The sequence below is a fragment of the Streptomyces kryoterrae genome (assembly GCF_054072135.1).
Genome location: NZ_CM133358.1, coordinates 1,441,376 through 1,465,442 on the forward strand (window position 1 = coordinate 1,441,376; position 24,067 = coordinate 1,465,442).

Below are 24,067 nucleotides of genomic sequence, written 5' to 3' on the forward strand. Positions count from 1 at the left end.
GATGGTCGAGCATCAGGCCGCCTCCTCCACGTCGAAGAGGTGGTGGCGGGGCCGGCCCAGGGCGCCCAGCGCGGCACCGGCCGCGCTGACTCCGCTGCGGACCGCACTCTCCATGGTCGCGGGCCACCCGGTGGCGGTCCACGAGCCGGCCAGGTACAGGCCGGGGGCATTGGTACGGGCGCCGGGCCGCAGCCGTCCGACGCCGGGAGTGGGGGCGAACGTCGCTGTCCGCTCCCGGGTGACGAAGAAGTCCCGTACTCCGGCGCCCCGCGTGCGGGGCAACAGCCGCTCCAGCTCCGGCAGATACCGTTCGCGCAGCGCCGCCACGGGTTCGTCGATCTCGTCGTGCGCGGCAGACTGTGACAGCGCCAGATACTGGCCGTCGCCGCCGAGCCCGGACGCGTCGGTCCGGTCGAAGACCCACTGCACCGGGCTGCCGAGCGCCGCCAGGAACGGCGTGCTCAGCACCTTCCGGTCGTACACCACATGCACGTTGAGGATGGGTGCGGTGCCGATCTCCAACAGCCGTTCGGGGGCGTCGAGCGCGCCCGCCGGCAGCAGGTCGTGCGCCTCCCGCTGGGCCACGGCGAGCACGACGGTGTCCACCTCGAACGTCTCGCCGGGAACCTGAACGGTCCAGCGGCCGTTCTCGCTGTGTTGGATGGTCTGGATGGAGGTGACGCGTGTACGGACTTCGGTACGCACGCCCGCGGAGTCGAGCGCCTTGCGGGCCAGAGTGTCGTGCAGTTCGCCCAGTGGGACGCGCGCCCAGCCGATGTCGGCCGCGCCCGGGTCGGACAGCAGACCGGTCTTGAACACCATCGCGGCGAGCCCCAGGGATGAGTCCCCGGCCACCGCGTTGAGGGTGGCGACCCCCACCAGGTCCCACAGTGCCTCGACGGCACGCTCGGACTGACCGTGCGCGGCCAGCCAGCTGCCGAAGTCCTGCGCGTCCAGCGCCGGGTCGGCGAGGTCCAGCGCCTTGAGCGCGAGCGCGGCACGCCCTACTCTGGCGCGCTCCGCGAGCGAGAGGTGCGGATACGTGGCCAGGCTGCGCCCGAGATGCAGAGGAACAGGCAGCGCGTCGCGCCGGAGTCTGCCCAGACGCCGCCCGGCCGGCTTCGCCACGTCGACGACGGGTACGTCGAGACGGGGCTGCACCGGAGCGAGCGCGGCGCCGTCGATGCGGTCGAGGAACCAGCGGTAGGCGGTGCAGCAACGCAGGTACACGTGCTGGCCGTTGTCCACGGTGAGTCCGTCGCGCTGGAAGGAGAAGGCGAGCCCGCCCAGCCGTGGCCGGCCTTCGAGCAGCGTGACGCGGACACCGGCGTCGGCGAGCGAGAGCGCCGCGGTGATGCCGGCCAGGCCGCCGCCGACCACCACGGCGGTCTTCTCACCGTGGTGACCCGGACGTTCCCCGGGCTGCGTACCCTCGCTCATCGCGCACTCCCCCCTGTGCGCCCGCCGCGCCGGATGAACGCCGCACGGCAGGCCGTTGAAGTCAGGGACGCCGTCCGTGACCGGAGGGTTGCGCGCCGTTTCGCCGCGGGCACATCAGCTTGCACCGAATTGTCCATCAGACGCGCCTCCTGACGGCCCGCCGGGAGACATGCCGGGCGTCCAGACCCGACAGGCCGCGCACCGCGACATACGCCTTCTCGCGTCCGGGCAGCGAGACCCGGCCGCGCAGCACGGCCTCCGGCTCGCGCTCGATACGGTCCAGGAGCCGTCGGTAGATGCCGGCCATGGCGGCGACACAGGCGCCGCTGCGCCGGTCGAGCATGGGCAACAGCCGGTAGCCCTCGGCGAACAGGGCGCGGGCGCGCCGCACTTCGAAGTGGACGAGGCCCGCGAAGTCGGAGCCCTCCGGCGGGTTCGGCCCGCTGAATCCGGCCGAGCAGCCGAACTTGGCGAGGTCGTCGGCGGGCAGATAGGTCCGCCCGTCCTCGGCGTCCTCACGGACGTCCCGCAGGATGTTGGTGAGCTGGAGTGCGAGCCCCAGCGTGTCGGCGTACTCGGAGGCGCGTTCCGATCCGCGCGCGCCCCGCTCCGTACCGAACACGCCCAGTGACAGCCGCCCGATGGCCCCGGCCACACAGCGGCAGTAGACCTTGAGGTCGTCCCAGGTCTCGTACGTCTCACCGCGTACGTCCATCACGACGCCGTCGATGAGTTCGTCGAGACCGCCGAGCGGGATCGGGAAGTGGGTCCCCGCGTGGCTGAGGGCGACCGCGACCGGGTCGGTGTCGTCCTCGTCGATCGCGCCCTCGCGCACCCGGGTGAGCAGCGCTCTGGTGTCCTCCAGCCGCGCCGCCTTGACCTCGGGGGCCAGCGTGCCGTCACCGATGTCGTCGACGCGGCGCGAGAACGCGTACAGGGCGGACATCGCGCGCCGCTTCGGCGTCGGCAGCAGTCTGATGCCGTACGCGAAGTTGCGGGCCTGCTGCCCGGTGACGGACTCGCAGTAGCTGTAGGCGGCGAGTACCGGTGCGGACACGTGTGGTTCCGACTCCACGCTCCGGATCACCCCTTTCCTCGCAGGGTTGTGCCCACCTCGCGCAGCAACTGGATCCTGCCGGGCTCGGGCGGGCCGGGAAGTACGTCGTATTCGGCGGCGACGATCGCTCGGACCGCCGCCTTTCCCCCCGCCACGAAACCCGCGAGCAGCAGCTTCAGCCTGCCGTGGACGCTACCCACAAGAGGGGTGCCTTCATTCAGCAGGCCACTGGCGCGTTCCGCCTCGTACGCGATCAGGGCGCGCACCGAGGCGCCTGCGGTGGGGGCGGCGAGATCCGCCTCCTGGACATGAAAGCGCTTCATGTCCTGGGCGGGCAGGTAGATCCGGTCGCGGCCGAGGTCCTCGGCGACGTCCTGGAGGTGCTCGACGATCTGGAGGGCCGTGCAGACGGCGTCGGAGAGGCGGATCCGTTCGGGCGTCGCGGTGCCGGTGACGGCGAGAACGAGGCGGCCTACGGGGTTGGCGGACAGCTCGCAGTAGGCGAGGAGGTCGTCGTACGTCTCGTACCGCTTGACCAGCTGGTCCTGGCGGTTGGCGGCGATCAGGCCGAGGAACGGCTCGGGGGCGAGCGAGCGGCGGCGGACGGTCGGCTGGAGCCGGCGCAGCAGGGGGTGGTGCGGGGTACCGTCGAAGACCCTGCGCAGGTCGGCCTCGAAGGCGTCGAGGAGGACGAGCCGGTCGTCGGCCTCCTCGGGGGTGACGCCGAGCAGCCGGGCGTCGGCGCCGCCGGGGGCCAGGTCGCCGTCACCGATGTCGTCGACGAGGCGCGCGAAGCCGTAGACGGCCATGAGGTCGGTGCGCCAGGCCCTGGGGAGGAAGAACGGTGCCACGGGGAAGTTCTCGGCCGCGGCCTTGTCGAGCGTGCCGCGCACCGGGTCGTCGGTGCGCGCGGGGCCGGTTGCCGTCACCGGTCACTACCCGGGGCGGGGACGGCACACGCTGTGGGGAGCTGGGGAGTTTCCGTAGCCATCGCCGTCACATCTCCCGTTCTACACTGCGGACCCAATGGGCACTATTTCGGACACGCCGCCCAGCCGCCCACGCGGCGGTTCGATGCCGGGTGTCGCGTGTTATCGCCCCACTTGCCGCGATTCAGCACTGGTACAGCTTACGTTGTACAACGCGCCATGGTCCGTCGGGGTGTCCTGCGCATCACAAGAACGCACCGATTGGCGTCAAGATTCCTAGGACGCCACGGAGTTGACGTTTCCTTTGCAGACGCGGGGCCCCGCCGGAACAGTTCCGGCGGGGCCCCGATTCGCCCGGTTGATCACCGGTTCACCGCCCGGCTACTTGCCGGTGAACTTCTCGTACTCCTTCAGGACCTCGTCCGTCGGCCCGTCCATGCGCAGTTCGCCGCGTTCCAGCCACAGGACGCGGTCGCAGGTGTCGCGGATGGACTTGTTGTTGTGACTGACGAGGAACACCGTGCCCGCGTGCTTGCGCAGTTCGCGGATGCGGTCCTCGGAACGCTTCTGGAAGGACCGGTCGCCGGTCGCCAGGGCCTCGTCGATCATCAGGACGTCATGGTCCTTGGCGGCGGCGATGGAGAACCGCAGCCGCGCCGCCATGCCGGAGGAGTAGGTGCGCATCGGCAGGGTGATGAAGTCGCCCTTCTCGTTGATGCCGGAGAAGTCGACGATCTGCTGGTAGCGCTCCTTGATCTCCTCACGGGTCATACCCATCGCGAGACCGCCCAATATGACGTTCCGTTCGCCCGTGAGGTCGTTCATCAGGGCGGCGTTGACGCCGAGGAGCGAGGGCTGCCCGTCGGTGTACACATGACCGCTCTCGGCGGGCAGCAGGCCGGCGATGGCGCGCAGCAGGGTCGACTTGCCGGAGCCGTTGGAGCCGATCAGGCCGACGGCCTCACCGCGGTAGGAGACGAAGGAGACGCCCCGTACGGCGTGCACCTTGCGCACACCGGGTGACTCGCCGCGCCTGATGATGCGGCTGAGTGCGGAGGTGGCGCTGCCCTTGCCGGTCTTGGCGCCGTTGACGCGGTAGACGATGTGGAGCTCGTCCGCGATGACAGTGGGGATCTTGTCCCCGGGAATCGGGTCAGCCACGGCCGTACCTCTCCTCCGCCTTCCAGAAGTGCACGAAACCGCCGACGGCGAAGAGCGCGGCCCAGCCGCCCGCGACCGCCCAGACGTGCGGCGGCAGGTTCTCCGAGCCGTAGCCGTCGATGAGCGCGAAGCGCATCAGGTCCATGTAGATGGCGGCCGGGTTCCACTGGAGGACGTCGGCGACCCACTGGGGCTTGTCGGAGAGCATGACCGGGATGGAGAACATCACGCCGGACGCGTACATCCACGTACGCATCACGAACGGCATCAGCTGGGCGAGGTCCGGGGTCGCCGCGCCCCACCGGGCCATGATCAGCGCGAGCCCGGTGTTGAAGAGGAACTGGAGTGCCAGCGCCGGGACGATCAGCAGCCAGGACGCCTTCGGGTAGCTGCCGAAGCCGATCGACACCACGAACAGCACCAGCATCGAGAAGAGCAGCTGCTGGAGTTGCTGGAGCGCGAAGGAGACCGGCAGGGCGGCGCGCGGGAAGTGCAGGGCGCGCACCAGGCCCAGGTTGCCGGAGATCGCGCGTACGCCCGCCATCACCGAGCTCTGCGTGAAGGTGAACACGAAGACGCCCGTGACGAGGAACGGGATGTACACCTCGCGGGGCATGCCGCGGTCGGCCTTGAGAATCACGCCGAAGATGAAGAAGTACACGGCCGCGTTCAGCAGCGGTGTGGCCACCTGCCACAACTGGCCGAGTTTGGCCTGGCTGTACTGGGCGGTCAGCCTCGCCTGCGAGAAGGCGAGGATGAAGTGACGCCGTCCCCAGAGCTGGCGGACGTACTCGACGAGTCGGGGACGGGCGCCGCTGACGGCGAGTCCGTACTTCGCGGCGAGTTCGGCCGCGGAGAGGCCGTCGTCGGGTGACGGGCGGTCGCTCACCGCGACACCGCCGTCATGCGTTGTCTCACTCACAAATGGAAACTTTCGTCTTCAATATGCGCAGCCGAACGGGGCAGAGGGCGGGCCGGGCCGGGATGCGGCCGGACCGCGGGGGCTCTGGGGAGAGCTTGTCAGATCACTGGGGGACGGCCCAGTCGGGTCAGCCGCCACACCGTACGCCACCGGATGGGCCGGCGTGGTCCGCACGGGGTGGTCAGGCCCTCCTTGAACCCGCCCCACCAGGCTCGGAGCGCCGGGCGGGAGGGTCTGCGGAGGAGTGTGAGAAGCAGCCAGTCCCCCAGGTACACGGGTACGAGGGGGGCGGGAAGGTTTCGGCGGGCCAGCCAGACGCGGTTGCGGGCGACCATGCGGTGGTAGACCGCGTGCCGCGAGGGCGCGGTCGCGGGGTGGTAGAGCAGCATGTCGGCCCGGTAGTCGATCATCCAGCCCGCGTCGAGGGCCCGCCAGGCGAGGTCGGTCTCCTCATGGGCGTAGAAGAACTCCTCGGGGAGGATGCCCACTTGGGCGAAGACCTTGGTACGGACGGCGTTGGCGCCGCCCAGGAAGCTGGTGACCCGGGAGCTGCGCATCGGGTCCGTGGTGCCGGGGCGGGGTACATGGCGGCGCTGGGTGAGGCCGGTGTCGGGGTCGGCGATGCGGAAGCTGATGATGCCCAGTTCCGGGTCGGCGGTGAAGGCCCGGCGGCACAGTTCGGCGGTGTCCTGGTGACCGAGGAGGCCGTCGTCGTCCAGGAACATCAGGATGTCGACGTCGCGGCCGGCCGGGCCGAACGCCTCGATGCCGACGTTGCGTCCACCGGGGATGCCGAGGTTCTCGGGCAGCTCGACACTCCGTACGCCCTCGGGGAGGTCCGGGACGGGCGAGCCGTTGCCGACCACGACGATCTGGACGGGGTCGCCCTCCTGTTTGGCGATCGAGTCGACCAGGGCACGCAGCTCGTCGGGGCGGTTGCCCATGGTGATGATCACCGCGCCGACTCTCATCCCGGGACTCACCGCAGCCTGCTGGAAGCGAGGATGGACACGAGGTGCAGCAGGGTCTGCAGGATCGCGATGCCGGCCAGGACGGCGATGCCCAGACGGGTCCAGAACAGGTCACCGCCGACGAGGTCGAGGACCGCCACGAAGAGGATGAACAGGCTCGCCTCGATGCCGCCGATCAGCCGGTGGAACTTCAGCGCGGCGGCGGCCTTGCGGGCCAGGGCGAGCCCCTCGGAGCGCGGCACCGACAGCTCGTCCTTGGCGGCGACCAGACCGCTGCGGGACCGGGCCACGTCCACCAGGTCGGTCTCCGCCTTGATCAGGATCGCGCCGAGCGCGGCCAGGGTGCCGATGAACGCCCACAGCCACTCGGGGCTCCCGGAGCCGTCCCACAGGTCGGCCCCGCGCAGCCCGAAACCGATCAGCAGGGCCGCCTCGGAGAGGTAGTGGCCGATCCGGTCGAGGTACACGCCGGTGATCGAGGTCTGGTTCCGCCAGCGGGCGATCTCCCCGTCGACGCAGTCGAGGAGGAGGTAGAGCTGCATCAGTACGGCAGCCAGGAGCGCCCCGGTGAGACCCGGCACCAGGAGCGCCGCGCCGGCCAGACCGCCCGCGACGACCATCAGGTACGTGAGCTGGTTGGGCGTGATCCTGGTGTCCACCAGGTAGCGGTCGACCCGCAGGGACACCTCGCGCATGTAGAGGCGTCCCGCCCAGTGCTCGCCGCTGCGCCGGTCCTTCACCCCGTCGGGGTGGACGACGGGGCGTAGTTCAGCTACCGATGGCCTTGACATAGTCCGCGTACGTGTCCTTGATCTGGTCGTTCGTGAGGTCGAGGTGTTCCAGGATCGTGTAGCGACCGGGTCTGGTCTGCGGGGCGTACTCGACGACCCGTACGAACTCGTCGGTGGTGAAGCCGATCTCCTCCGGCAGCACCGGCAGCCCGTGCCGGCGCAGTACCTCGGCCATGTAGGCCGCCTCCTCGGGCGCGCCCCGCAGGTACATCGCGAAGGCGGCGCCGAGGCCGCACTGTTCGCCGTGGCTCGCGGCACGCTTGGGGTACAGCAGGTCGAAGGCGTGGTTGATCTCGTGACAGGCGCCGGAGGAGGGGCGGGAGTCGCCCGACACCGACATGGCGATACCGGTGAGGACGAGGGCCTCGGCCAGTACCTGGAGGAACGCGTTGTCACCGACTCCGCCGGGGTGGCGCAGTACGGCTTCTCCGGCCTGGCGGGCCATCGCGGCGGCGAGGCCGTCGATCTTCTCGCCGTTGACCTGGCAGGCCAGCTCCCAGTCCGCGACCGCGGAGATGTTCGACATGGCGTCGCCGATCCCGGAGCGCACGAACCGCGCGGGTGCCTCGCGGATCACGTCGAGGTCGATGACGACGGCGATCGGGTTCGGTACGCCGTACGAGCCGCGCCCCGCGTCGTTGTCGAGGGTGGCGACCGGCGAGCACAGGCCGTCGTGCGCGAGGTTGGTGGCGACGGCGACGAGGGGCAGGCCGACGCGGGCGGCGGCGAACTTGGCGCAGTCGATGATCCGGCCGCCGCCGAGGCCGACCAGGGCGTCGTAGTGGCCGGACTTGATGGCGTCGCCCAGTTTGACCGCGTCGTCGATGGTGCCGCCGGCGACCTCGTACCAGCTCGCGCCGGGCAGCGCCGGGGCGAGCCGCGCGCGCAGCCTCGCGCCGGAGCCGGAGCTGATCGCGACGGCGATCTTCCCGGAGTGCGAGATCCGCTGGTCGAACAGCACGTCCGCCAGGTCGTTCAATGCCCCCCGGCGGATGTCTACGACGACCGGCGAGGGGATCAGCCTCGTCAGTACCGGCACGCGATCTCCCGTCCTCGGGCGAGATCGTCGTGGTTGTCTATCTCGACCCAGGGGACCTCGCCGATGGGCGCCACGTCGATCCGGAAGCCGCGGTCGACCAGTTCCTGGTAACCGTGCTCGTAGAACTGCTGGGGGTCGGTCTCCCACACGGTCTTCAGGGCGTCTGCCAGGTCCGCGGCGGCTGCGCCCTCGATGAGGGTGACGCCGATGTACTCGCCGGTCGCCTCGGCCGGGTCCATCAGCTTGGTGATCTTCCGTACGCCCCGCTCCGGGTCCACGATCACCTTCATCTCCTCGTCGGCGAGATCCTTCACCGTGTCGAGGGCCAGGATGATCCGCTTACCGTCGCCGCGCGCGGCGAGCAGCGTCCGTTCGACGGAGACGGGGTGCACGGTGTCGCCGTTGGCGAGGATCACCCCGTCGGCGAGGGCGTCCCGGCCGCACCAGAGGGAGTAGGCGTTGTTCCACTCCTCGGCGCGGTCGTTGTCGATGAGGGTGACCTTCAGCCCGTACTTCTTCTCCAGGGCCGGCTGCCGCTCGTACACGGCTTCCTTGCGGTAGCCGACGATGATCGCGGCCTCGGTGAGGCCGATCTCGGCGAAGTTGGCGAGGGTGAGGTCGAGGACGGTGGGGCCGTCCTCGTCGCCCGCGGGGCCGACCGGCACGAGAGCCTTGGGCAGGCTGTCGGTGTAGGGGCGCAGACGCCGTCCGGCGCCGGCCGCCAGCACGAGGCCGATCATGCGGGTACTCCTTCGTCGTGTACGGCGGGCGCGCCGCCCTGGTGGGCGGTCACCCAGTAGCGGATGCTCTCGGCGAGCACCAGCAGGGCCACGGCCACGGCGAGGACCGTGAGCGCGACCGCGAACTGCGGGGCACTGAGCAGCGCGGCCAGTACGACGACCACCATTGTCCGGCCTTCGTGCCCTCCGCTCGCCCGTACCAGCCAGCGCGGGGGCGCTCCGGCGTTGCCACGGATGCGGTACACCGTGTCGTAGTGATGGTAGGCGACGGCGGCCACGAGGCCGAAAGCTGCGGGAAGTGCTCCGTTTACCTCCGCTTTGCCCGCGAGGATGAGGACTGTGCCGTATTCGGTAACCCTGAAGAGCGGGGGGACGAGCCAGTCGAGGCGGCCCTTGAGAGGGACCGAGAACGCGACACCCGCGCTGAGCACGTACAGCGCGGCGAAGGCGACGGGCACCCAACTGCCGTAGGAGCAAAGCCACAGCGCGACGACCAACGGCAGGGTGCTCTCCAGCGCCGGGACGAAGCGTGAGCTGCCCGGTGTACGCACCGGGACGCGCCCGATCAGCTCCGCGAGCGGTCCGCTGTCCGCGAGGTCCGCCAGGGCTCGCGTCCCCCGTTCGGTCCGCTGCGCCTTTCGGGTGAGGGAGCGCAGGACGCGGCCCGCCGTGGTGTACGTGGCCGCGAAGCCGCAGCCGACGAGCAGCACGGTGAAGGTGGTCCGGGGGGTGCTGAGCGCCGTGAGGACGGCGATCAGGGCCCAGCGTTCGCCGATCGGCAGGACGATCATCCGCCGTACCCAGACCGTCCAGCCGACGCCGTCGAGGCGGTCGGAGAGGGCTGCCGTGGGGCTGGTGTTCGCGGTCGCGTCGTGGTTGGCCTCGTTGAAGGCGAAGTCGACGACGTGCCGGCAGGTCTGCAGGACCATCGCACCGAGTGCCAGGGCCCACACATCGTCGCCGCCGCGGGCCGCGCCCAGTGCGAGGCCCGCGTAGAAGGCGTACTCCTTGGCGCGGTCGAAGGTGGCGTCCAGCCAGGCGCCGAGCGTCGAGTACTGGAGGGAGTAGCGGGCGAGCTGGCCGTCGGTGCAGTCCAGGACGAAGGAGAGCAGCAGGAGCACGCCTGCCGTGACGAAACCGCCACGGGTGCCGGTGGCCGCGCAGCCGGCCGCGATCAGCGCGGTGACCAGCGAGGCGGTGGTGACCTGGTTCGGGGTGAGGCCTCGGCGGGCGCACCAGCGGGCCAGATAACGGGAGTACGGGCTGACGCAGAAGGTGGTGAAGAAGCCGTCCCGGGACTTCACCGCCGACTTCAGGCGGACGGCCTCGTCGTCGACGCCGGCGACGGCCTGCCGGGCCCGTTCGCGGGCCTCGGGGTCGGCGGGGACGGCGGCGGTCAGGCTGCCCAGCTCGGGGCGGTGGACGCCGAGGCGGTCCGCGTCCAGGGCGAGGGCGACGCGGTCGACGAGGCTGTCCACGGCGACGGCGGAGGAGGCTCTGCCGGGGTCTTTCGGGGCGTCGCCGCTCGCGGAGATCTCGCGGGCCAGTTCGCGGGTCAGGGCGGTGCGGCCGGCGCCGGGCTGTGCCGTCACGGCGCCCGGTACGGCGGCCAGCGGAAAGCGGGGGTCGGTGAGGCCGAGGCGCAGCGCGTGGAGGTGCCCGACGAAGCGGGCGTCGACGACGGCGACCCGTTCGTCACAGGACGACTCGGCGAGAAGGGTCTCGGTGTCGGCGACGTCGGTCGCGCTCCGCACGTCGAAGCCGAGGGACCGCAGATCGCCCTCGATCGACGATCCGGGAACCGGCTGACCCGTGAGGATGGCGGTCGGCAACCGAACTCACTCCCTGGACACCGACGCGTGCACGCCGGTCCTGTACATGATGGTGGGGGAACCCTGACCCACGGTGGCCGGGCAGCATGTCGGCAGAGGCTATCGGATGGGGCCCCGCCTTGGTTCACCGCCTGTTCAGGGTCCGATTCCGGCGGACCGGCGACCGCCTCGACCGGATCATCATGAGTGCCCCAGCACCCCGCGCACAAACCGTGACCCGCGTCAAGGACCGCCACGGCCTCCCCCGCCGTGTCCCCGCCCGCCGAGCCGTGGCGATCTCGGCACTCGCTGACCTGCGTTTCGTTTCCGCAGGTCAGGGCACATGACAACGGTGTTCAGTGCCGCGTTGCCACATACCCCCCACCCGTAGTTCACTGATTCCGGGACGGGACGCGGGACGAACACCAGGAGGCGGCTTCCATGGGGGCTGGGCACGATCACGGACACGCGCACGGCGCGCCGGCCACGGGTACGGCGGCAGCGGCGTACCGCGGGCGGCTGCGTTTCGCGCTGGCCATCACGCTCACCGTCATGGTCGTCGAGATCGTCGGCGGCATCGTCGCCGACTCGCTCGCGCTCATCGCGGACGCGGCGCACATGGCGACGGACGCGCTGGGTCTCGGTATGGCGCTGCTCGCGATCCAGTTCGCGAACCGCCCGCCGACCGGCAACCGCACCTTCGGGTACGCCCGCGCCGAGATCCTCGCCGCGCTCGCCAACTGCCTGCTCCTGCTCGGCGTCGGCGGATACGTCCTGTACGAGGCGATCCAGCGGTTCGTCACACCCGCGGAGACCGAGGGCGGGGTGACCGTCGTCTTCGGCCTGATCGGCCTGGTCGCGAACATGATCTCGCTGATGATGCTGATGCGCGGCCAGAAGGAGAGCCTCAACGTGCGCGGCGCCTTCCTGGAGGTGGCCGCGGACGCGCTGGGCTCGCTGGCGGTGCTGATCTCGGCGGTGGTCATCATGGCGACGGGCTGGCAGCGGGCCGACCCCGTCGCCTCGGTCGTCATCGGCCTGATGATCGTCCCGCGTACCTGGAAGCTGCTGCGCGAGACACTGAACGTGCTGCTGGAGGCGGCTCCCCGGGACGTCGACATGGCGGAGGTGCGGGCCCACATCCTGGCGCTGTCCGGCGTGGAGGACGTACACGATCTGCACGCCTGGACGATCACCTCCGGGATGCCGGTGCTGTCGGCGCACGTGGTCGTCAGTTCGGAGGTGCTGAGCGGGATCGGGCACGAGAAGATGCTGCACGAGCTCCAGGGCTGTCTGGGCGACCACTTCGACGTGGAGCACTGCACCTTCCAGCTGGAGCCGAGCGGGCACGCGGAACACGAGTCGAAGCTCTGCCACTGAGCCCGTCCGCCGCGCGCCCGCGTCTCCTTCTTCAAGCCCCCCTCGCGGGCGGTTCCCGGCCGGGAGACAGGGAACGATTGACTTTCCGGTCACCGTCGGGCCGCTTTCGCGCCGGACAGGCGGAGGATGCCGCGAAGTGCCGGGAGTGCCGGATTCGTACGGCAGACTTGGGGCTCGAAGACCGAGGCGAAGGATGGGTATGCCGATCACACCTGCCACCGCGACGCACAACAGTTCGTCGAACGGCACAGCAGAAGCGATCTTGCTCGAGTTGGTCGACGAGAACGGCACGACGATCGGCACCGCCGAGAAGCTCTCCGCCCACCAGCCACCGGGCCGGCTGCACCGGGCGTTCTCCGTCTTCCTCTTCGACGAGCAGGGCCGGCTGCTCCTCCAGCAGCGCGCGCTGGGCAAGTACCACTCCCCCGGCGTCTGGTCCAACACCTGCTGCGGTCACCCCTACCCCGGTGAGGCGCCCTTCGCGGCGGCGGCCCGGCGGACGTACGAGGAGCTGGGGATCTCCCCGTCACTGCTCGCCGAGGCGGGCACGGTCCGCTACAACCACCCCGACCCGGAGTCGGGCCTGGTGGAGCAGGAGTACAACCACCTGTTCGTCGGGATGGCGCAGTCGCCGCTCGCGCCGGACCCGGAGGAGGTCGGGGACACGGTGTTCGTGACCCCGGCCGAGCTGGCGGAGCGGCATGCGAAGGACCCGTTCTCGGCCTGGTTCATGACCGTGCTGGACGCGGCGCGCCCGGCGGTCCGGGAGCTGACGGGCCCGTCCGCCGGCTGGTGACGGACAGGGCCTGTTCCGAGTTGCCCCGCGACGCCGCGGGGCAATACACCTAGGGCCGGCCGGGTGCGGGGGTGAGCGGCAGGGCCGCCCAGACGACCTTGCCGCCGCTCGCCGTGTGCTCGATGTCGCAGACCCCGCCCGCCTCCCTGGTGACCTCGCGGACCAGGAGCAGACCTCGCCCGCCGGTCCGGCCGTGGTCGGCCTCCAGGGCGGTGGGGCGGTAGGGGTGGTTGTCCTCCACGGACACCCGCACCCACTCGGCGCCGACGGCGACCTCCACGGCGAGTGTCGGCGACAGGACCGCCGCGTGCCGGACGGCGTTCGTCGCCAGCTCCGAGACGATCAGCAGCAACCCCTGCACCAGGTCCGGCGGAGCCGGCACACCCTGCCGGTACAGCAGGTCCCGGACTGCGTGCCGCGCCTGCGGGACGGAGGCGTCGACGGCGGGCGCGGTGAACCTCCAGACCCCTTCGTAGGGAAGCGGATCCGGAGGTCTCCGCTCCACGGGCACGTCGTCGTCCGCTGGGCGTGAGCCGGACTCGCGCCCATGGTTGTCCATCGTTCGGTCGCCGCCCTCGCGCTCGATTGTCACCACACGATGAGTGTTGGCAACGATGGGTCCCCACCGGAGAACTGAACAGAAGTCAGCACGTATCGAGCGCTTCTGACAGATGACGTACGACACGGGCCCACACCCGACTGGACCTGGTCGTGCAGTGCCGACTTCGTGAACTATTCGGGTTGTACGGGTTTGGTGCCGCCGTCGTCGGGACGTCCGCCACCGGCGGATACGATCCGGCGCATGGAGCCGCAGCTGACCCACAGTACCGCCGACGGGATCGCCACCGTCGTCATCCGCCACCCGGCCAAGCGCAACGCCATGACGGCCGGCATGTGGCGTGCGCTGCCGCCGCTGCTCGCCACCCTGGCCGCCGATCCGGACGTCGGTGTCCTGGTGCTCACGGGAGCGGGCGGAACGTTCTGCGCGGGGGCCGACATCTCGACGCTCCAGGGCTCGCCGGAGGAGGCGCAGCGACTGTCCGTGCTGGCCGAGGACGCGCTCACGGCCTTCCCGAAGCCGGTGCTCGCGGCGATTCGCGGGCACTGTGTGGGCGGCGGGGCGCAGCTCGCGGCGGCCTGCGATCTGCGGTTCGCCGAGGAGGGAGCGCTGTTCGGGGTGACTCCGGCGAAGCTGGGCCTGGTGTACTCGGCGTCCTCCACGCGGCGGCTGGCGGCACTGGTGGGTCCGGCGGCGGCCAAGTACCTGCTGTTCTCGGGCGAGTTGATCGACACGGAGCGCGCCCTGCGCACCGGGTTCCTCGACGAGGTACTGCCCGCGGGCGAACTCGACAAGCGGGTCGCGGAGTTCGCCCGCGTCCTCGTCTCGCGCTCGCGGCTCACGCAGGCGGCGGCGAAGGAGTTCGCGGACGGGCGCACCGACCGGGACGCGTACTGGGCCGAGCAGGCGCGGGAGAGCGGCGAGGCCGCGGAGGGCGTCGCCGCGTTCCTGGAGCGCCGTCCCCCCGGCTTCTCCTGGCCGGAGCCGGCGTCGCCTACCTCAGGTTGAACCGGCTGTGGGAGCGCAGCAGTTCGACCAGATGCGCGGGTGCCTTGTGCGGGGCGCCGGCGTCGTAGGGCGGCTGCGGGTCGTACTCCGTCGCGAGCTGTACGGTCCGGGCGTGCTCGTCGCCCGCGATCCGGCCGGTCAGGGTGAGGGCCATGTCGATGCCGGAGGAGACCCCGGCGGAGGTGACGTACTTGCCGTCGGTCACGACCCGCTCCCCCGTGGGTTCGGCGCCGTACTTCGGGAGTTCGCCCAGGGCCAGCCAGTGCGAGGTCGCCCGGCGGCCGGTGAGCAGACCGGCACCGGCCAGGAGCAGCGAGCCGGTGCACACGGAGGTCGTCCAGGTGCTGGTGGCGTCGGCGGCGCGCAGCCAGTCGAGCAGGGCCTCGTTGTCCATCTGCGCGGACTGGCCCGGCCCACCGGGGACGACCACGATGTCGGGGTGCGGTACGTCGGCCAGGGTGCGGTCGGCGATGAGGGCGAGGGTGCCGCTGTCGTTGCGGACGGGCCCGGTCTCCTCGGCGACGAAGACGGTCTCCGCGTCCGGGAGCCGGCTGAGGATCTCGTACGGGCCGACGGCGTCCAGAGCGGTGAAGCGGTCGAAGAGCAGCAGGGCGATCAGCATGGAGTGTGCGCCTTTCAGCTGGCGGTGGGTGCGGGGTGGATCGGCTCGCCGGTCGGTGAGGCCGTACGGACGCGGTAACTGCCCGGGTGCCGGGTGGAGGCCCCCGCGAGCACCTCGACGGGGCCCGTGACGTCAAGGCGGCATGACGAATTTCCCACCTTTTCCGCCACACCCGGTGTGCGCCGGCCCGATGGCCGGTCTCTCCCGGTCCCCGCGTGCCGGGTGGCGCCCTGATCCCCGGATGTCGGTGCCACCTGCCACAATTGCCGCGCAACCTCAGTGGAGAAGGCGGTACGGGATCGTGACGACACCCCTCGTAGGGTCCATCGAAGGCAGGATCGCCGAGGAACTCGGCGTACGGGAGCGGCAGGTGAGGGCCGCCGTCGAGTTGCTCGACGGTGGTTCGACGGTGCCCTTCATCGCCCGCTACCGCAAGGAAGCGACCGAGATGCTCGACGATGCGCAGCTGCGCACGTTGGAGGAGCGGCTGCGCTATCTGCGGGAGCTGGAGGAGCGGCGGGCCGCGATCCTCGAATCGGTGCGCGAGCAGGACAAGCTGACGCCCGAGGTCGAGGCGCAGATCCGCGGGGCCGAGACGAAGGCGCGCCTGGAGGACATCTACCTGCCGTTCAAGCCGAAGCGGCGGACGAAGGCGCAGATCGCGCGTGAGGCGGGCCTGGAGCCGCTGGCCGAGGGGCTGCTCGGGGACCCGTCCGTCGACCCGCTCGCCGCGGCGGCGGCCTTCGTCGACGCCGACAAGGGCGTCGCCGATCCGCAGGCCGCGCTGGACGGCGCCCGTTCGATCCTCACCGAGCGCTTCTCGGAGGACGCCGACCTGATCGGCGAGGTGCGCGAGCGCATGTGGGTGCGCGGGCGGCTGGCCGCGAAGGTGAAGGAGGGCAAGGAGGAGGCGGGCGCCAAGTTCGCCGACTACTTCGACTTCGCCGAGCCCTTCACCGCCCTGCCCTCGCACCGCATCCTCGCGATGCTGCGCGGCGAGAAGGAGGACGTCCTCGACCTCGTCCTGGAGCCGGAGGAGCCCACGGAGGGCCCTTCCTCGTACGAGGGGATCATCGCCCACCGTTTCGGGATCGCCGAGCGCGGCCGTCCCGGCGACAAGTGGCTGAAGGACACCGTGCGTTGGGCCTGGCGGACCCGGATCCTGGTGCACCTCGGCATCGACGTGCGCCTTCGGCTGCGTACGGTCGCGGAGGACGAGGCGGTCAACGTGTTCGCGGCGAACCTGCGCGACCTGCTGCTCGCCGCCCCTGCCGGAACGCGCACGACGCTGGGGCTGGACCCCGGGTTCCGTACGGGCGTGAAGGTGGCCGTGGTGGACGCGACGGGCAAGGCCGTCGCCACGGACGTCATCTATCCGCACGTGCCGGCGAACAAGTGGGACGAGGCGATCGCCAAGCTGGCCCGGCTCGCCAAGGAGCACTCGGTCGACCTGATCGCGATCGGTAACGGTACGGCCTCCCGCGAGACGGACAAGCTCGCCGGTGAACTCATCGCCAAGCACCCGGAGTTGAAGCTCACCAAGGTGATGGTGTCCGAGGCGGGCGCATCCGTGTACTCGGCGTCGGCGTTCGCCTCGCAGGAGCTGCCGGGCATGGACGTCTCGCTGCGCGGGGCGGTGTCGATCGCCCGGCGGCTGCAGGACCCGCTGGCCGAGCTGGTGAAGATCGACCCCAAGTCGATCGGGGTCGGGCAGTACCAGCACGACCTGTCCGAGATGAAGCTGTCGCGGTCGCTGGACGCGGTGGTCGAGGACTGTGTGAACGGTGTCGGTGTCGACGTCAACACGGCGTCCACGCCCCTGCTCTCGCGGGTCTCCGGCATCTCCTCCGGGCTCGCGGAGAACATCGTGGCGCACCGGGACGCGAACGGGCCGTTCACTTCCCGGTCCCAGCTCAAGGGTGTCGCGCGGCTCGGGCCGAAGGCGTACGAGCAGTGTGCGGGGTTCCTGCGGATCCGGGGCGGGGACGATCCGCTGGACGCGTCCAGTGTGCACCCGGAGGCGTATCCGGTGGTGCGGAGGATGGTGAAGTCGGCGGGGGCCGGGGTCACGTCGCTGGTCGGGAACACGGCGGTGCTGCGGTCGCTGCGGCCCGATGACTTCGTGGACGAGAAGTTCGGTCTGCCGACGGTGACGGACATTCTGCGCGAGCTGGAGAAGCCCGGGCGCGACCCGCGGCCCGCCTTCGCGACGGCCACGTTCAAGGAGGGGGTCGAGAAGATCGGCGACCTGGCCTCCGGGATGGTGCTGGAGGGGGTGGTCACGAACGTGGCGGCGTTCGGGGCGTTCGTGGATGTCGGCGTCCACCAGGACGGGCTGGTGCATGTGTCCGCGATGTCCAGGACGTTCGTCAAGGACCCGCACGACGTGGTGAAGTCCGGTGACATCGTCAGGGTGAAGGTGCTCGATGTCGATATTCCGCGCAAGCGGATCTCGCTGACGCTGCGCTTGGACGACGAGGCGGTGGCCTCCGGAGAGGGGCAGCAGCAGGGTGGTGGCCGGCCTCAGCGTGGAGGGCGTGCGCCGCAGCCTCGCCAACGGCAACAGGGGCAGGCGCAGGGGCAATCCGGTGGCGGAGCTCGGCAGCAGGCGCCCGCGCCGGGGAACAGTGCGATGGCTGACGCGCTGCGGAAGGCCGGGTTGGTGGATCCCAAGCGGCGGTGAGAGTGACTTGACGCCGGGTGCCCTTGTCGCGAGGGCACCCGGGGCTGGTGCCGAGGTTGGGGTGGGCCGCGCAGCCCGGCGTCTACGGGGTGCCGCTGCGCCCACCCGTGCCGCCCAGCGGCACGACTGCCCGCAGTTATGCGAGCTCCGACACCTTGCCGTCCGCTACCTCGAAGCGCCGGGTCACCTGTACCGCGTTCAGCATTCTGCGGTCGTGGGTCACCAGGAGCAGGGTGCCCTCGTAGGAGTCGAGGGCCTGTTCCAGTTGTTCGATGGCCGGGAGGTCGAGGTGGTTGGTCGGCTCGTCCAGGACCAGGAGGTTCACACCCCGGCCCTGGAGCAGTGCCAGGGCCGACCTGGTGCGTTCGCCCGGGGACAGGGTCGCCGCCGGGCGCAGGACGTGCTCCGCCTTCAGGCCGAACTTGGCCAGGAGCGTGCGCACCTCCGCCGGTTCCGTGTCGGGGACCGCCTCGCAGAACGCGTCCAGCAGCGCCTCGGGGCCGAGGAAGAGCTTGCGGGCCTGGTCCACCTCGCCGACCACCACACCCGAACCGAGCGTGGCGTGACCCGCGTCCAGGGGGACACGGCCGAGCAGGGCACCCAGCAGGGTCGACTTCCCGGCGCCGTTCGCGCCCGTGACCGCGATCCGGTCCGCCCAGTCGATCTGCACGGTCACCGGGCCGAGCGTGAAGCCCGCGCGGCGCACCTCCGCGTCCCGCAGGGTCGCGACCACCGAGCCGGAGCGCGGGGCCGCCGCGATCTCCATGCGCAGTTCCCACTCCTTGCGCGGCTCCTCGACCACGTCCAGGCGTTCGATCATGCGCTGGGTCTGGCGGGCCTTCGCGGCCTGCTTCTCGCTGGCCTCGCTGCGGAACTTGCGGCCGATCTTGTCGTTGTCGTTGTTCGCCTTGCGCCGGGCGTTCTTGACACCCTTGTCCATCCAGCCGCGCTGCATCTGGGCCCGGTCCTGGAGCGCGGACCGCTTGTCGGCGTACTCGTCGAAGTCGTCGCGGGCGTGCCTGCGGGCGACGTCCCGCTCCTCCAGATAGGCCTCGTACCCGCCGCCGTACAGCCTGATCTGCTGCTGGGCGAGGTCGAGTTCGAGGACCTTGGTGACCGTGCGGGTGAGGAACTCTCGGTCGTGGCTGACGACGAGCGTGCCGGCGCGCAGACCCTTGACGAAGCGTTCCAAGCGTTCGAGACCGTCGAGGTCCAGGTCGTTCGTCGGCTCGTCGAGGAGGAAGACGTCGTAGCGGGAGAGCAGCAGGGAGGCGAGGCCCGCCCTTGCCGCCTGGCCGCCCGACAGGGACGTCATCGGCTGGTCCAGGTCCACGGTCAGGGCCAGGGAGCCGGCGACCTCCTCCGCCCGTTCGTCCAGGTCGGCGCCGCCGAGGTCGAGCCAGCGCTCCAGGCTCACCGAGTACGCGTCGTCCGCGCCGGGGGATCCGTCCACCAGCGCCTGTGTCGCCTCGTCCATCACCCGCTGGGCCTCGGCCACGCCCGTGCGGCGGGCGAGGAAGTCGCGGACGGTCTCGCCCTCCCGGCGCTCCGGCTCCTGCGGGAGATGGCCGACGCTCGCGGTCGGCGGGGACAGGCGCAGTTCGCCCTGCTCGGGCGGGAGCAGCCCGGCCAGCATCCTGAGCAGCGTGGACTTGCCCGCGCCGTTGGCACCGACGAGCCCGATCACGTCTCCGGGCGCGACGACGAGGTCGAGCCCCGAGAAGAGGGAGCGGTCGCCGTGGCCGGCGGCGAGGTTCTTGGCGACGAGAGTGGCAGTCATCAGAAGGCCGATCCTAGCTGCCGCCCGCGGTGCCCCGCGTCCGGGATTTCACCGGGCCATCGGCTCCACCAGGACGGTTCCCGACGTGCGCGCCACGATGAACGACTCCCCCTTCACCGCCTTCGCGTCCAGGGGGATGCGGTGCCGGCCGGGTTCGAGGATGCCGTCGAACACGTCGAGCGAGTGGGTGCGGTACAGCCGGTCCAGGCGGTACGCGGTGAGGTGGACGCGACAGGTGGAGGTGACCTCTATGCCCGCCTCGCCGTCCGCGGCGACCAGACGGGTGAGCCGGCGTTGTTCCAACGGGCTGCGGTCCAGGGCGTGTTCGATCTGGGCGACGAGGAGCGGGATGATCGGGGCGAGACCGTCGACATACGCCACCTCGACGCCCGCGTGGTCGAAGGAGCGGCGTACGGCGGCACGTTCCTCCTCGTCGATCGCGCGGCCGAAGGCGACGGCGCCGTAGCCGCGCAGCTCCTCGGCGGGCACGTCCGTGGCGTCCCGGGTGATGTCCGCGCCGATGCCGATGGTGCGCAGCGCGGCGGCGAGCTTGGCGAGGACGGCGACCCGGGCGCCGATCAGCAGGACCCGGCGACGGGCCGCAGCGGACTCGGCGGAGTGCGCCGTCTCGGCGGCCTCCGCGGTGTCGAGGAGGGAGCCGAGCGTGTCCCGGTACTCGGCGCCCGGGAAGCGGAAGGGCCCGATGCCGTGGTAGCCGTTGAGCTCCAGGTCGGCGTGGGTGTCCGTCTGCCAGGCGAAGTCGCGCCACACGTAGTCGTCGCCGTCCTTCTCGATGGCCGCCGTCACGGCGCCGCACGCCAGGTCGGCGCACTCGGGGCAGCCGTAGATGATGTACCGGCCACCCGCCAGGGGTGCGTCGGCCTCCAGGAGCAGGCCGCGGACCTGGGCGGTGAAGATCGCGGGCGGGATGTCGGAGGCGAGCGGGGAGACCGCGTCGAGGTCGGACAGCTGGTAGAGGAGGGGGCGGCCGTCGACGATGAAGTCGAGGAAGTCCCGGTGGACCTGGTAGTCACCGTTGGCGAGGACTCCACCGGCACGCATCGCCGGTGCCAGGCCGAAGGTCGCGTAGTCGGCAGACATGCTGTGAGTATCCCCAGACTGGGACCGATCTGAGCACGGCATGACATATTCCGCTACGGTCCCCCGGTGGAGAAGCAGCGGAGTGGTGAAGTGATCGTGGTCGGCGGCGGGGTCATCGGGCTGACGACGGCGGTGGTGCTGGCCGAGCGCGGGCGCCGGGTCCGGGTGTGGACCCGGGAGCCCGCCGAGCTGACCACCTCGGCGGTTGCGGGCGCGCTGTGGTGGCCGTACCGGATCGAGCCGGAGGTTTTCGCCGGGGAGTGGGCGCTCACGTCGCTGTCCGTCTACGAGGGCTTGGCGGAGCGGCCCGGGGAGACGGGCGTACGCATGGTCGAGGGTGTACAGGCCGGGCTGCGACTGGACGAGCTGGGGCCGTGGGCGGCACGAATACCGGAGTTGCGGGAGACGGACGAAGGACTCCTGGCGCGGCTGCCGTTGATCGACATGCCGGTGCATCTGGGCTGGCTGCGGGAGCGTTTCCGCGCGGCGGGTGGAGTGGTGGAGGAACGATCCGTCAAGGATCTCGCCGAAGCCGCGGAGGTCGGCGGGGTGGATGTCGTCGTCAACTGCACGGGGCTCGGGGCGCGTGATCTCGTGCCCGATCCGGCGGTACGTCCCGTGCGCGGGCAGTTGGTCGTCGTGGAGAACCCGGGGATCACGACGTGGTTCGCGTCGGCGGGGCACGGCGACACGAGGAGCACGTACTTCTTTCCGCAGCCGGGCGGCCTGATCCTGGGCGGCACGGCCGACGAGGACGAGTGGTCGCTCGTGCCCGATCCCGCGGTGGCGGAGGAGATCGTGCGGCGCTGTGCGGCGGTGCGGCCGGAGATCGCCGGGGCGCGGGTGCTCGGCCACCGGATCGGTCTGCGGCCCACCCGCGACGCGGTGCGGCTGGACCGTGAACTCCTTCCCGACGGGCAGGTGCTGGTCCACAACTACGGACACGGCGGCGCGGGGATCACGGTCGCGTGGGGATGCGCGCAGGAGGCGGCGAGGCTCGCCGGGGATGGAGGGGACCAGCCCCGGGCGTAGCCCCGCCGCCCCGCCGCTCAGCAGGTCAGCAGGTCAGCAGGTCAGCAGGTCAGCAGGTCAGCAGGTCAGCGTCGGCTGCCCTGCCGTCAGGTGGTTTGGCGCCCGCTCGCCGAGGCGCGGGGTGCGGCGGTCACCGCCACCAGGCGCGGTCTCATACGGCTCCCGGTATGCGGTGGGCGGCACGCGGATCGCGGACGCCGTCGAGGAGGGACGGACCCGGGGTGGCCGTGACGGTGCCCGACGTGGCCCTCGCGAACGCGCCCGCACCACCGACGAGGGGGACCCTGGCCGTCGTACGGGACAGGTCGAGCGTCAGGGTCGGGGTGGTCGACGGGGGGTCGATGAGGTCCTTGTCCGTGCCCGCGACGATCAGGGCGAGGCGGTGGCCCGCCGGGATCACATGGTCGCTCGCGTGCAGGTCGAGGGTGATCGTGTAGGGCTTGCCCGGGGTGAGCGGCACGCCCTTCGTGGCCGAGGTGTGGTTGCCCAGGTCGGCCCAGCCCCGGCTGAAGACCGTGTAGTCGACGGGCGTCGTCCTCGCCTGCGTCGAGCGGAAGCAGGAGCTGTCGCCGGTGGTGCTCGGGCCCCAGCACGTGCGGTCGGTGAGCGTGGTGATGCCCTCGGCGCCGTCGGCGTAGTCCCGGATGGTGTCGGGGCCGAGGTCGACCAGGACGGCGGTCAGATGGGCCGTCGAGGTGCTCGGGGTGGCCGTGACGGTCACCGTGGACGAGCCGGACACGCGCAGGTCCTTGGTCAGCGGCTTGGTGGTGAAGCCGGCCTTGGCGGGCGTGGGGCTGTCGATCTGCGCGGACCAGTCGGTCTCGCTCAGGCTCGGGTCGTCGGTGAACGTCGCCGTGCCGGACTGCTGCCGCAGGCCCAGAGTGCCGACGCCGGGCTGGTCGCCGGTGCCGGGGCGCAGGGTCACCGTGTGCGTGGCGCGGGGCGGCCAGACGGCCGAGGTGACCCACTGGTCGGGGTGACGTTCGATGTCGGCCATCGGCTCGTCGTCGATGCCGTTGTCGTAGCCGAGGAGTTCGTGGTCGAACCAGCGGTGCAGGGTGTCGACCCAGGTGGCGCGGCGGAAGTCGAAGGGGTCGACGTGGCCGGTCTGCGAAAGCCAGATCTTGCGCTCGACGCCGTGCTTGGCGAGGGCGTCCCACCACTGGCCGAAGTGCTTGGGGCGGACGTTGAGGTCCTGCTGGCCGTGGACGACGAAGACGCTCGCCCTGACCTTCCGGGCGTCCTTCGCGTAGTCGCGCTCGGTCCAGAAGGACGTCCGGTCGCCGGTACGCGGGGCCCCGTCGACGATCTTCTGCTGTACGGCGGCGCACTTGGCGCGGGCGGCCGGGCTCTCGACGTAGTCGGACAGCCAGTCGGGGCCGGAGTCGTAGAGGGGGGCGCCCTTGGCGAAGTAGTAGTCGTACCAGGAGGAGATGCCACTGATCGGGACGATCGTCTTCAGGCCCTTGACGCCGGTGGCGGCGACGCCGTTGGCGATCGTGCCGTCGTAGCTCTTGCCGATCATGCCCGTCCGGCCGTTGGTCCAGGTCGCCTTGGCGCGGCTGGTGCCCGTGCGGCTCGTGTAGCCCTTGGCGCGGCCGTTCAGCCAGTCGACGACGGCCTTCGCGGACTGGATGTCGGAGCGTCCGCCGACGTCGACGCAGCCGTCGGAGCGGTTGGTGCCTGCCAGGTCGACGCCGACGAAGGCGTAGCCGCGCGGCACGAAGTAGTTGTCGTAGAACAGCGGCATCTGGACAACGTTGCCGTCGGCGTCGTACGTCTTGCGCTGGCTCTCGTTGCCGCGTCCGCAGCAGGAGTAGTAGGGGCTGGCGTCCATGATCACGGGGACCTTGCGGCCCTGCGCGGCGGGTTCGCGCGGCCGGACGATGTCGACGGCGACGCGGTCGGTCTTCCCGTCGCTGTCGCCGTCGAGTCCGGTGTCCACCCAGACGGCCTCGCGGATCGCGTTGTCGTAGGAGTAGACGGGTCTGCTCTCCCGTGGGGCGCTGTGGGCGACGGCCGGGGTCAGCAGGGCGGCCGTGAGGGCGGCGGTGGCCGCCGCAGCGAACGTTCGCCAGGTCGTGGAGCGCGTGCGTATCGGCATGCGCGGACGGTACATCGGTCAACTCCCGTACAGAAGAGGGCAGCTGAGGGGCGGGAGGGGGTGAAGTCGCCATGTGGTGGCTGAGAACCGCCTGTGCGTGGGCGGTAGATGGCGGCCGAATGGCGATCGTGTGACACCGGT

General features: G+C 71.0%; 21 protein-coding genes. 5 read left to right on the forward strand and 16 right to left on the reverse strand.

Translation table 11 applies throughout. From position 1 onward, the window contains the following. Positions 1-12 precede the first annotated feature (12 nt). From hpnE to ACW4TU_RS05950, 11 genes are all read right to left on the reverse strand, one after another. Complete coding sequence (gene hpnE / locus ACW4TU_RS05900) at positions 13-1,440, reverse strand: hydroxysqualene dehydroxylase HpnE (RefSeq protein ID WP_457425305.1); 1,428 nt, start codon at positions 1,438-1,440, stop codon at positions 13-15. After that, positions 1,437-1,577 carry a DUF6380 family protein gene (locus tag ACW4TU_RS05905; protein WP_457425307.1) on the reverse strand — a complete coding sequence of 47 codons (141 nt, stop codon included), beginning with the start codon at positions 1,575-1,577 and terminating at the stop codon, positions 1,437-1,439. Before ACW4TU_RS05905 ends, hpnE begins: the two co-directional genes overlap by 4 nt. Continuing rightward, complete coding sequence (gene hpnD / locus ACW4TU_RS05910) at positions 1,577-2,527, reverse strand: presqualene diphosphate synthase HpnD (protein ID WP_457425309.1); 951 nt, start codon at positions 2,525-2,527, stop codon at positions 1,577-1,579. Before hpnD ends, ACW4TU_RS05905 begins: the two co-directional genes overlap by 1 nt. Next, entirely contained in the window at positions 2,524-3,426 is a 903-nt protein-coding gene (hpnC, locus tag ACW4TU_RS05915) for a squalene synthase HpnC (protein ID WP_457425311.1), read from the reverse strand. The genes hpnD and hpnC overlap by 4 nt, the downstream gene beginning before the upstream one ends. A gap of 381 nt (positions 3,427-3,807) precedes the next feature. Continuing rightward, a complete protein-coding gene (locus ACW4TU_RS05920) occupies positions 3,808-4,587 on the reverse strand; it encodes an ABC transporter ATP-binding protein (protein ID WP_457425313.1) in 780 nt (259 codons plus the stop codon). Further along, a complete protein-coding gene (locus tag ACW4TU_RS05925) occupies positions 4,580-5,509 on the reverse strand; it encodes an ABC transporter permease (protein WP_457425315.1) in 930 nt (309 codons plus the stop codon). Before ACW4TU_RS05925 ends, ACW4TU_RS05920 begins: the two co-directional genes overlap by 8 nt. A gap of 98 nt (positions 5,510-5,607) precedes the next feature. Beyond that, positions 5,608-6,480, reverse strand: coding sequence for a glycosyltransferase family 2 protein (locus ACW4TU_RS05930; protein WP_457425317.1), 873 nt, complete (start codon positions 6,478-6,480; stop codon positions 5,608-5,610). Positions 6,481-6,488: 8 nt separating this feature from the next. Further along, the gene (locus tag ACW4TU_RS05935) at positions 6,489-7,271 is read right to left on the reverse strand and encodes a CDP-alcohol phosphatidyltransferase family protein (RefSeq protein ID WP_457425319.1); all 783 of its coding nucleotides are present in this window, start codon (positions 7,269-7,271) and stop codon (positions 6,489-6,491) included. After that, the gene (locus ACW4TU_RS05940) at positions 7,249-8,310 is read right to left on the reverse strand and encodes an iron-containing alcohol dehydrogenase family protein (RefSeq protein ID WP_457425321.1); all 1,062 of its coding nucleotides are present in this window, start codon (positions 8,308-8,310) and stop codon (positions 7,249-7,251) included. The genes ACW4TU_RS05935 and ACW4TU_RS05940 overlap by 23 nt, the downstream gene beginning before the upstream one ends. After that, a complete protein-coding gene (locus ACW4TU_RS05945) occupies positions 8,298-9,050 on the reverse strand; it encodes a phosphocholine cytidylyltransferase family protein (protein ID WP_457425323.1) in 753 nt (250 codons plus the stop codon). Before ACW4TU_RS05945 ends, ACW4TU_RS05940 begins: the two co-directional genes overlap by 13 nt. Beyond that, on the reverse strand, positions 9,047-10,882 hold the full coding sequence (locus ACW4TU_RS05950) for a DUF5941 domain-containing protein (RefSeq protein ID WP_457425325.1): 1,836 nt from the start codon (positions 10,880-10,882) through the stop codon (positions 9,047-9,049). The genes ACW4TU_RS05945 and ACW4TU_RS05950 overlap by 4 nt, the downstream gene beginning before the upstream one ends. 420 nt (positions 10,883-11,302) lie before the next feature. Here ACW4TU_RS05950 and ACW4TU_RS05955 point away from each other — a divergent pair, with 420 nt between their 5' ends. Together ACW4TU_RS05955 and idi are read left to right on the forward strand one after the other, a co-directional pair. Further along, positions 11,303-12,241 (forward strand): cation diffusion facilitator family transporter, encoded by a 939-nt coding sequence (locus ACW4TU_RS05955; RefSeq protein ID WP_457425327.1) that lies wholly within the window; start codon positions 11,303-11,305, stop codon positions 12,239-12,241. Between the two features lie 199 nt (positions 12,242-12,440). Further along, complete coding sequence (idi, locus tag ACW4TU_RS05960) at positions 12,441-13,037, forward strand: isopentenyl-diphosphate Delta-isomerase (protein WP_164410806.1); 597 nt, start codon at positions 12,441-12,443, stop codon at positions 13,035-13,037. 49 nt (positions 13,038-13,086) lie between these two features. Here idi and ACW4TU_RS05965 read toward each other — a convergent pair whose 3' ends face one another. Beyond that, positions 13,087-13,596 carry an ATP-binding protein gene (locus ACW4TU_RS05965; protein WP_457429942.1) on the reverse strand — a complete coding sequence of 170 codons (510 nt, stop codon included), beginning with the start codon at positions 13,594-13,596 and terminating at the stop codon, positions 13,087-13,089. A 243-nt stretch (positions 13,597-13,839) separates the two neighbouring features. Here ACW4TU_RS05965 and ACW4TU_RS05970 point away from each other — a divergent pair, with 243 nt between their 5' ends. Then, positions 13,840-14,604 (forward strand): enoyl-CoA hydratase/isomerase family protein, encoded by a 765-nt coding sequence (locus ACW4TU_RS05970; RefSeq protein ID WP_457425329.1) that lies wholly within the window; start codon positions 13,840-13,842, stop codon positions 14,602-14,604. On the opposite strand, the gene ACW4TU_RS05975 is transcribed toward ACW4TU_RS05970, so the two are convergent. After that, the gene (locus ACW4TU_RS05975; RefSeq protein ID WP_457425331.1) at positions 14,591-15,226 is read right to left on the reverse strand and encodes a DJ-1/PfpI family protein; all 636 of its coding nucleotides are present in this window, start codon (positions 15,224-15,226) and stop codon (positions 14,591-14,593) included. The genes ACW4TU_RS05970 and ACW4TU_RS05975 overlap by 14 nt on opposite strands. Before the next feature lie 301 nt (positions 15,227-15,527). On the opposite strand from ACW4TU_RS05975, the gene ACW4TU_RS05980 reads away from it, so the two are divergent. After that, complete coding sequence (locus ACW4TU_RS05980) at positions 15,528-17,909, forward strand: Tex family protein (RefSeq protein WP_457425333.1); 2,382 nt, start codon at positions 15,528-15,530, stop codon at positions 17,907-17,909. Between the two features lie 136 nt (positions 17,910-18,045). Here ACW4TU_RS05980 and ACW4TU_RS05985 read toward each other — a convergent pair whose 3' ends face one another. After that, positions 18,046-19,689 (reverse strand): ABC-F family ATP-binding cassette domain-containing protein, encoded by a 1,644-nt coding sequence (locus tag ACW4TU_RS05985; RefSeq protein ID WP_457425335.1) that lies wholly within the window; start codon positions 19,687-19,689, stop codon positions 18,046-18,048. 48 nt (positions 19,690-19,737) lie between these two features. After that, positions 19,738-20,790 (reverse strand): oxidoreductase, encoded by a 1,053-nt coding sequence (locus tag ACW4TU_RS05990; RefSeq protein WP_457425337.1) that lies wholly within the window; start codon positions 20,788-20,790, stop codon positions 19,738-19,740. 90 nt (positions 20,791-20,880) lie between these two features. Here ACW4TU_RS05990 and ACW4TU_RS05995 point away from each other — a divergent pair, with 90 nt between their 5' ends. Then, complete coding sequence (locus ACW4TU_RS05995) at positions 20,881-21,822, forward strand: FAD-dependent oxidoreductase (RefSeq protein WP_457429944.1); 942 nt, start codon at positions 20,881-20,883, stop codon at positions 21,820-21,822. A 151-nt stretch (positions 21,823-21,973) separates the two neighbouring features. On the opposite strand, the gene ACW4TU_RS06000 is transcribed toward ACW4TU_RS05995, so the two are convergent. After that, entirely contained in the window at positions 21,974-23,926 is a 1,953-nt protein-coding gene (locus tag ACW4TU_RS06000; RefSeq protein ID WP_457425339.1) for a Xaa-Pro dipeptidyl-peptidase, read from the reverse strand. Positions 23,927-24,067: the final 141 nt, after the last annotated feature.

What these genes read in the sequence shown, in the direction of transcription:
- hpnE (WP_457425305.1), bottom strand. Translation starts at nt 1,440, where the DNA reads ATGAGCGAGGGTACGCAGCCCGGGGAACGTCCGGGTCACCACGGTGAG.
- ACW4TU_RS05905 (WP_457425307.1), bottom strand. Translation starts at nt 1,577, where the DNA reads ATGGACAATTCGGTGCAAGCTGATGTGCCCGCGGCGAAACGGCGCGCA.
- ACW4TU_RS05930 (WP_457425317.1), bottom strand. Translation starts at nt 6,480, where the DNA reads ATGAGAGTCGGCGCGGTGATCATCACCATGGGCAACCGCCCCGACGAG.
- ACW4TU_RS05935 (WP_457425319.1), bottom strand. Translation starts at nt 7,271, where the DNA reads ATGTCAAGGCCATCGGTAGCTGAACTACGCCCCGTCGTCCACCCCGAC.
- ACW4TU_RS05945 (WP_457425323.1), bottom strand. Translation starts at nt 9,050, where the DNA reads ATGATCGGCCTCGTGCTGGCGGCCGGCGCCGGACGGCGTCTGCGCCCC.
- ACW4TU_RS05955 (WP_457425327.1), top strand. Translation starts at nt 11,303, where the DNA reads ATGGGGGCTGGGCACGATCACGGACACGCGCACGGCGCGCCGGCCACG.
- idi (WP_164410806.1), top strand. Translation starts at nt 12,441, where the DNA reads ATGCCGATCACACCTGCCACCGCGACGCACAACAGTTCGTCGAACGGC.
- ACW4TU_RS05965 (WP_457429942.1), bottom strand. Translation starts at nt 13,596, where the DNA reads ATGGACAACCATGGGCGCGAGTCCGGCTCACGCCCAGCGGACGACGAC.
- ACW4TU_RS05970 (WP_457425329.1), top strand. Translation starts at nt 13,840, where the DNA reads ATGGAGCCGCAGCTGACCCACAGTACCGCCGACGGGATCGCCACCGTC.
- ACW4TU_RS05975 (WP_457425331.1), bottom strand. Translation starts at nt 15,226, where the DNA reads ATGCTGATCGCCCTGCTGCTCTTCGACCGCTTCACCGCTCTGGACGCC.
- ACW4TU_RS05985 (WP_457425335.1), bottom strand. Translation starts at nt 19,689, where the DNA reads ATGACTGCCACTCTCGTCGCCAAGAACCTCGCCGCCGGCCACGGCGAC.
- ACW4TU_RS05990 (WP_457425337.1), bottom strand. Translation starts at nt 20,790, where the DNA reads ATGTCTGCCGACTACGCGACCTTCGGCCTGGCACCGGCGATGCGTGCC.
- ACW4TU_RS06000 (WP_457425339.1), bottom strand. Translation starts at nt 23,926, where the DNA reads ATGCCGATACGCACGCGCTCCACGACCTGGCGAACGTTCGCTGCGGCG.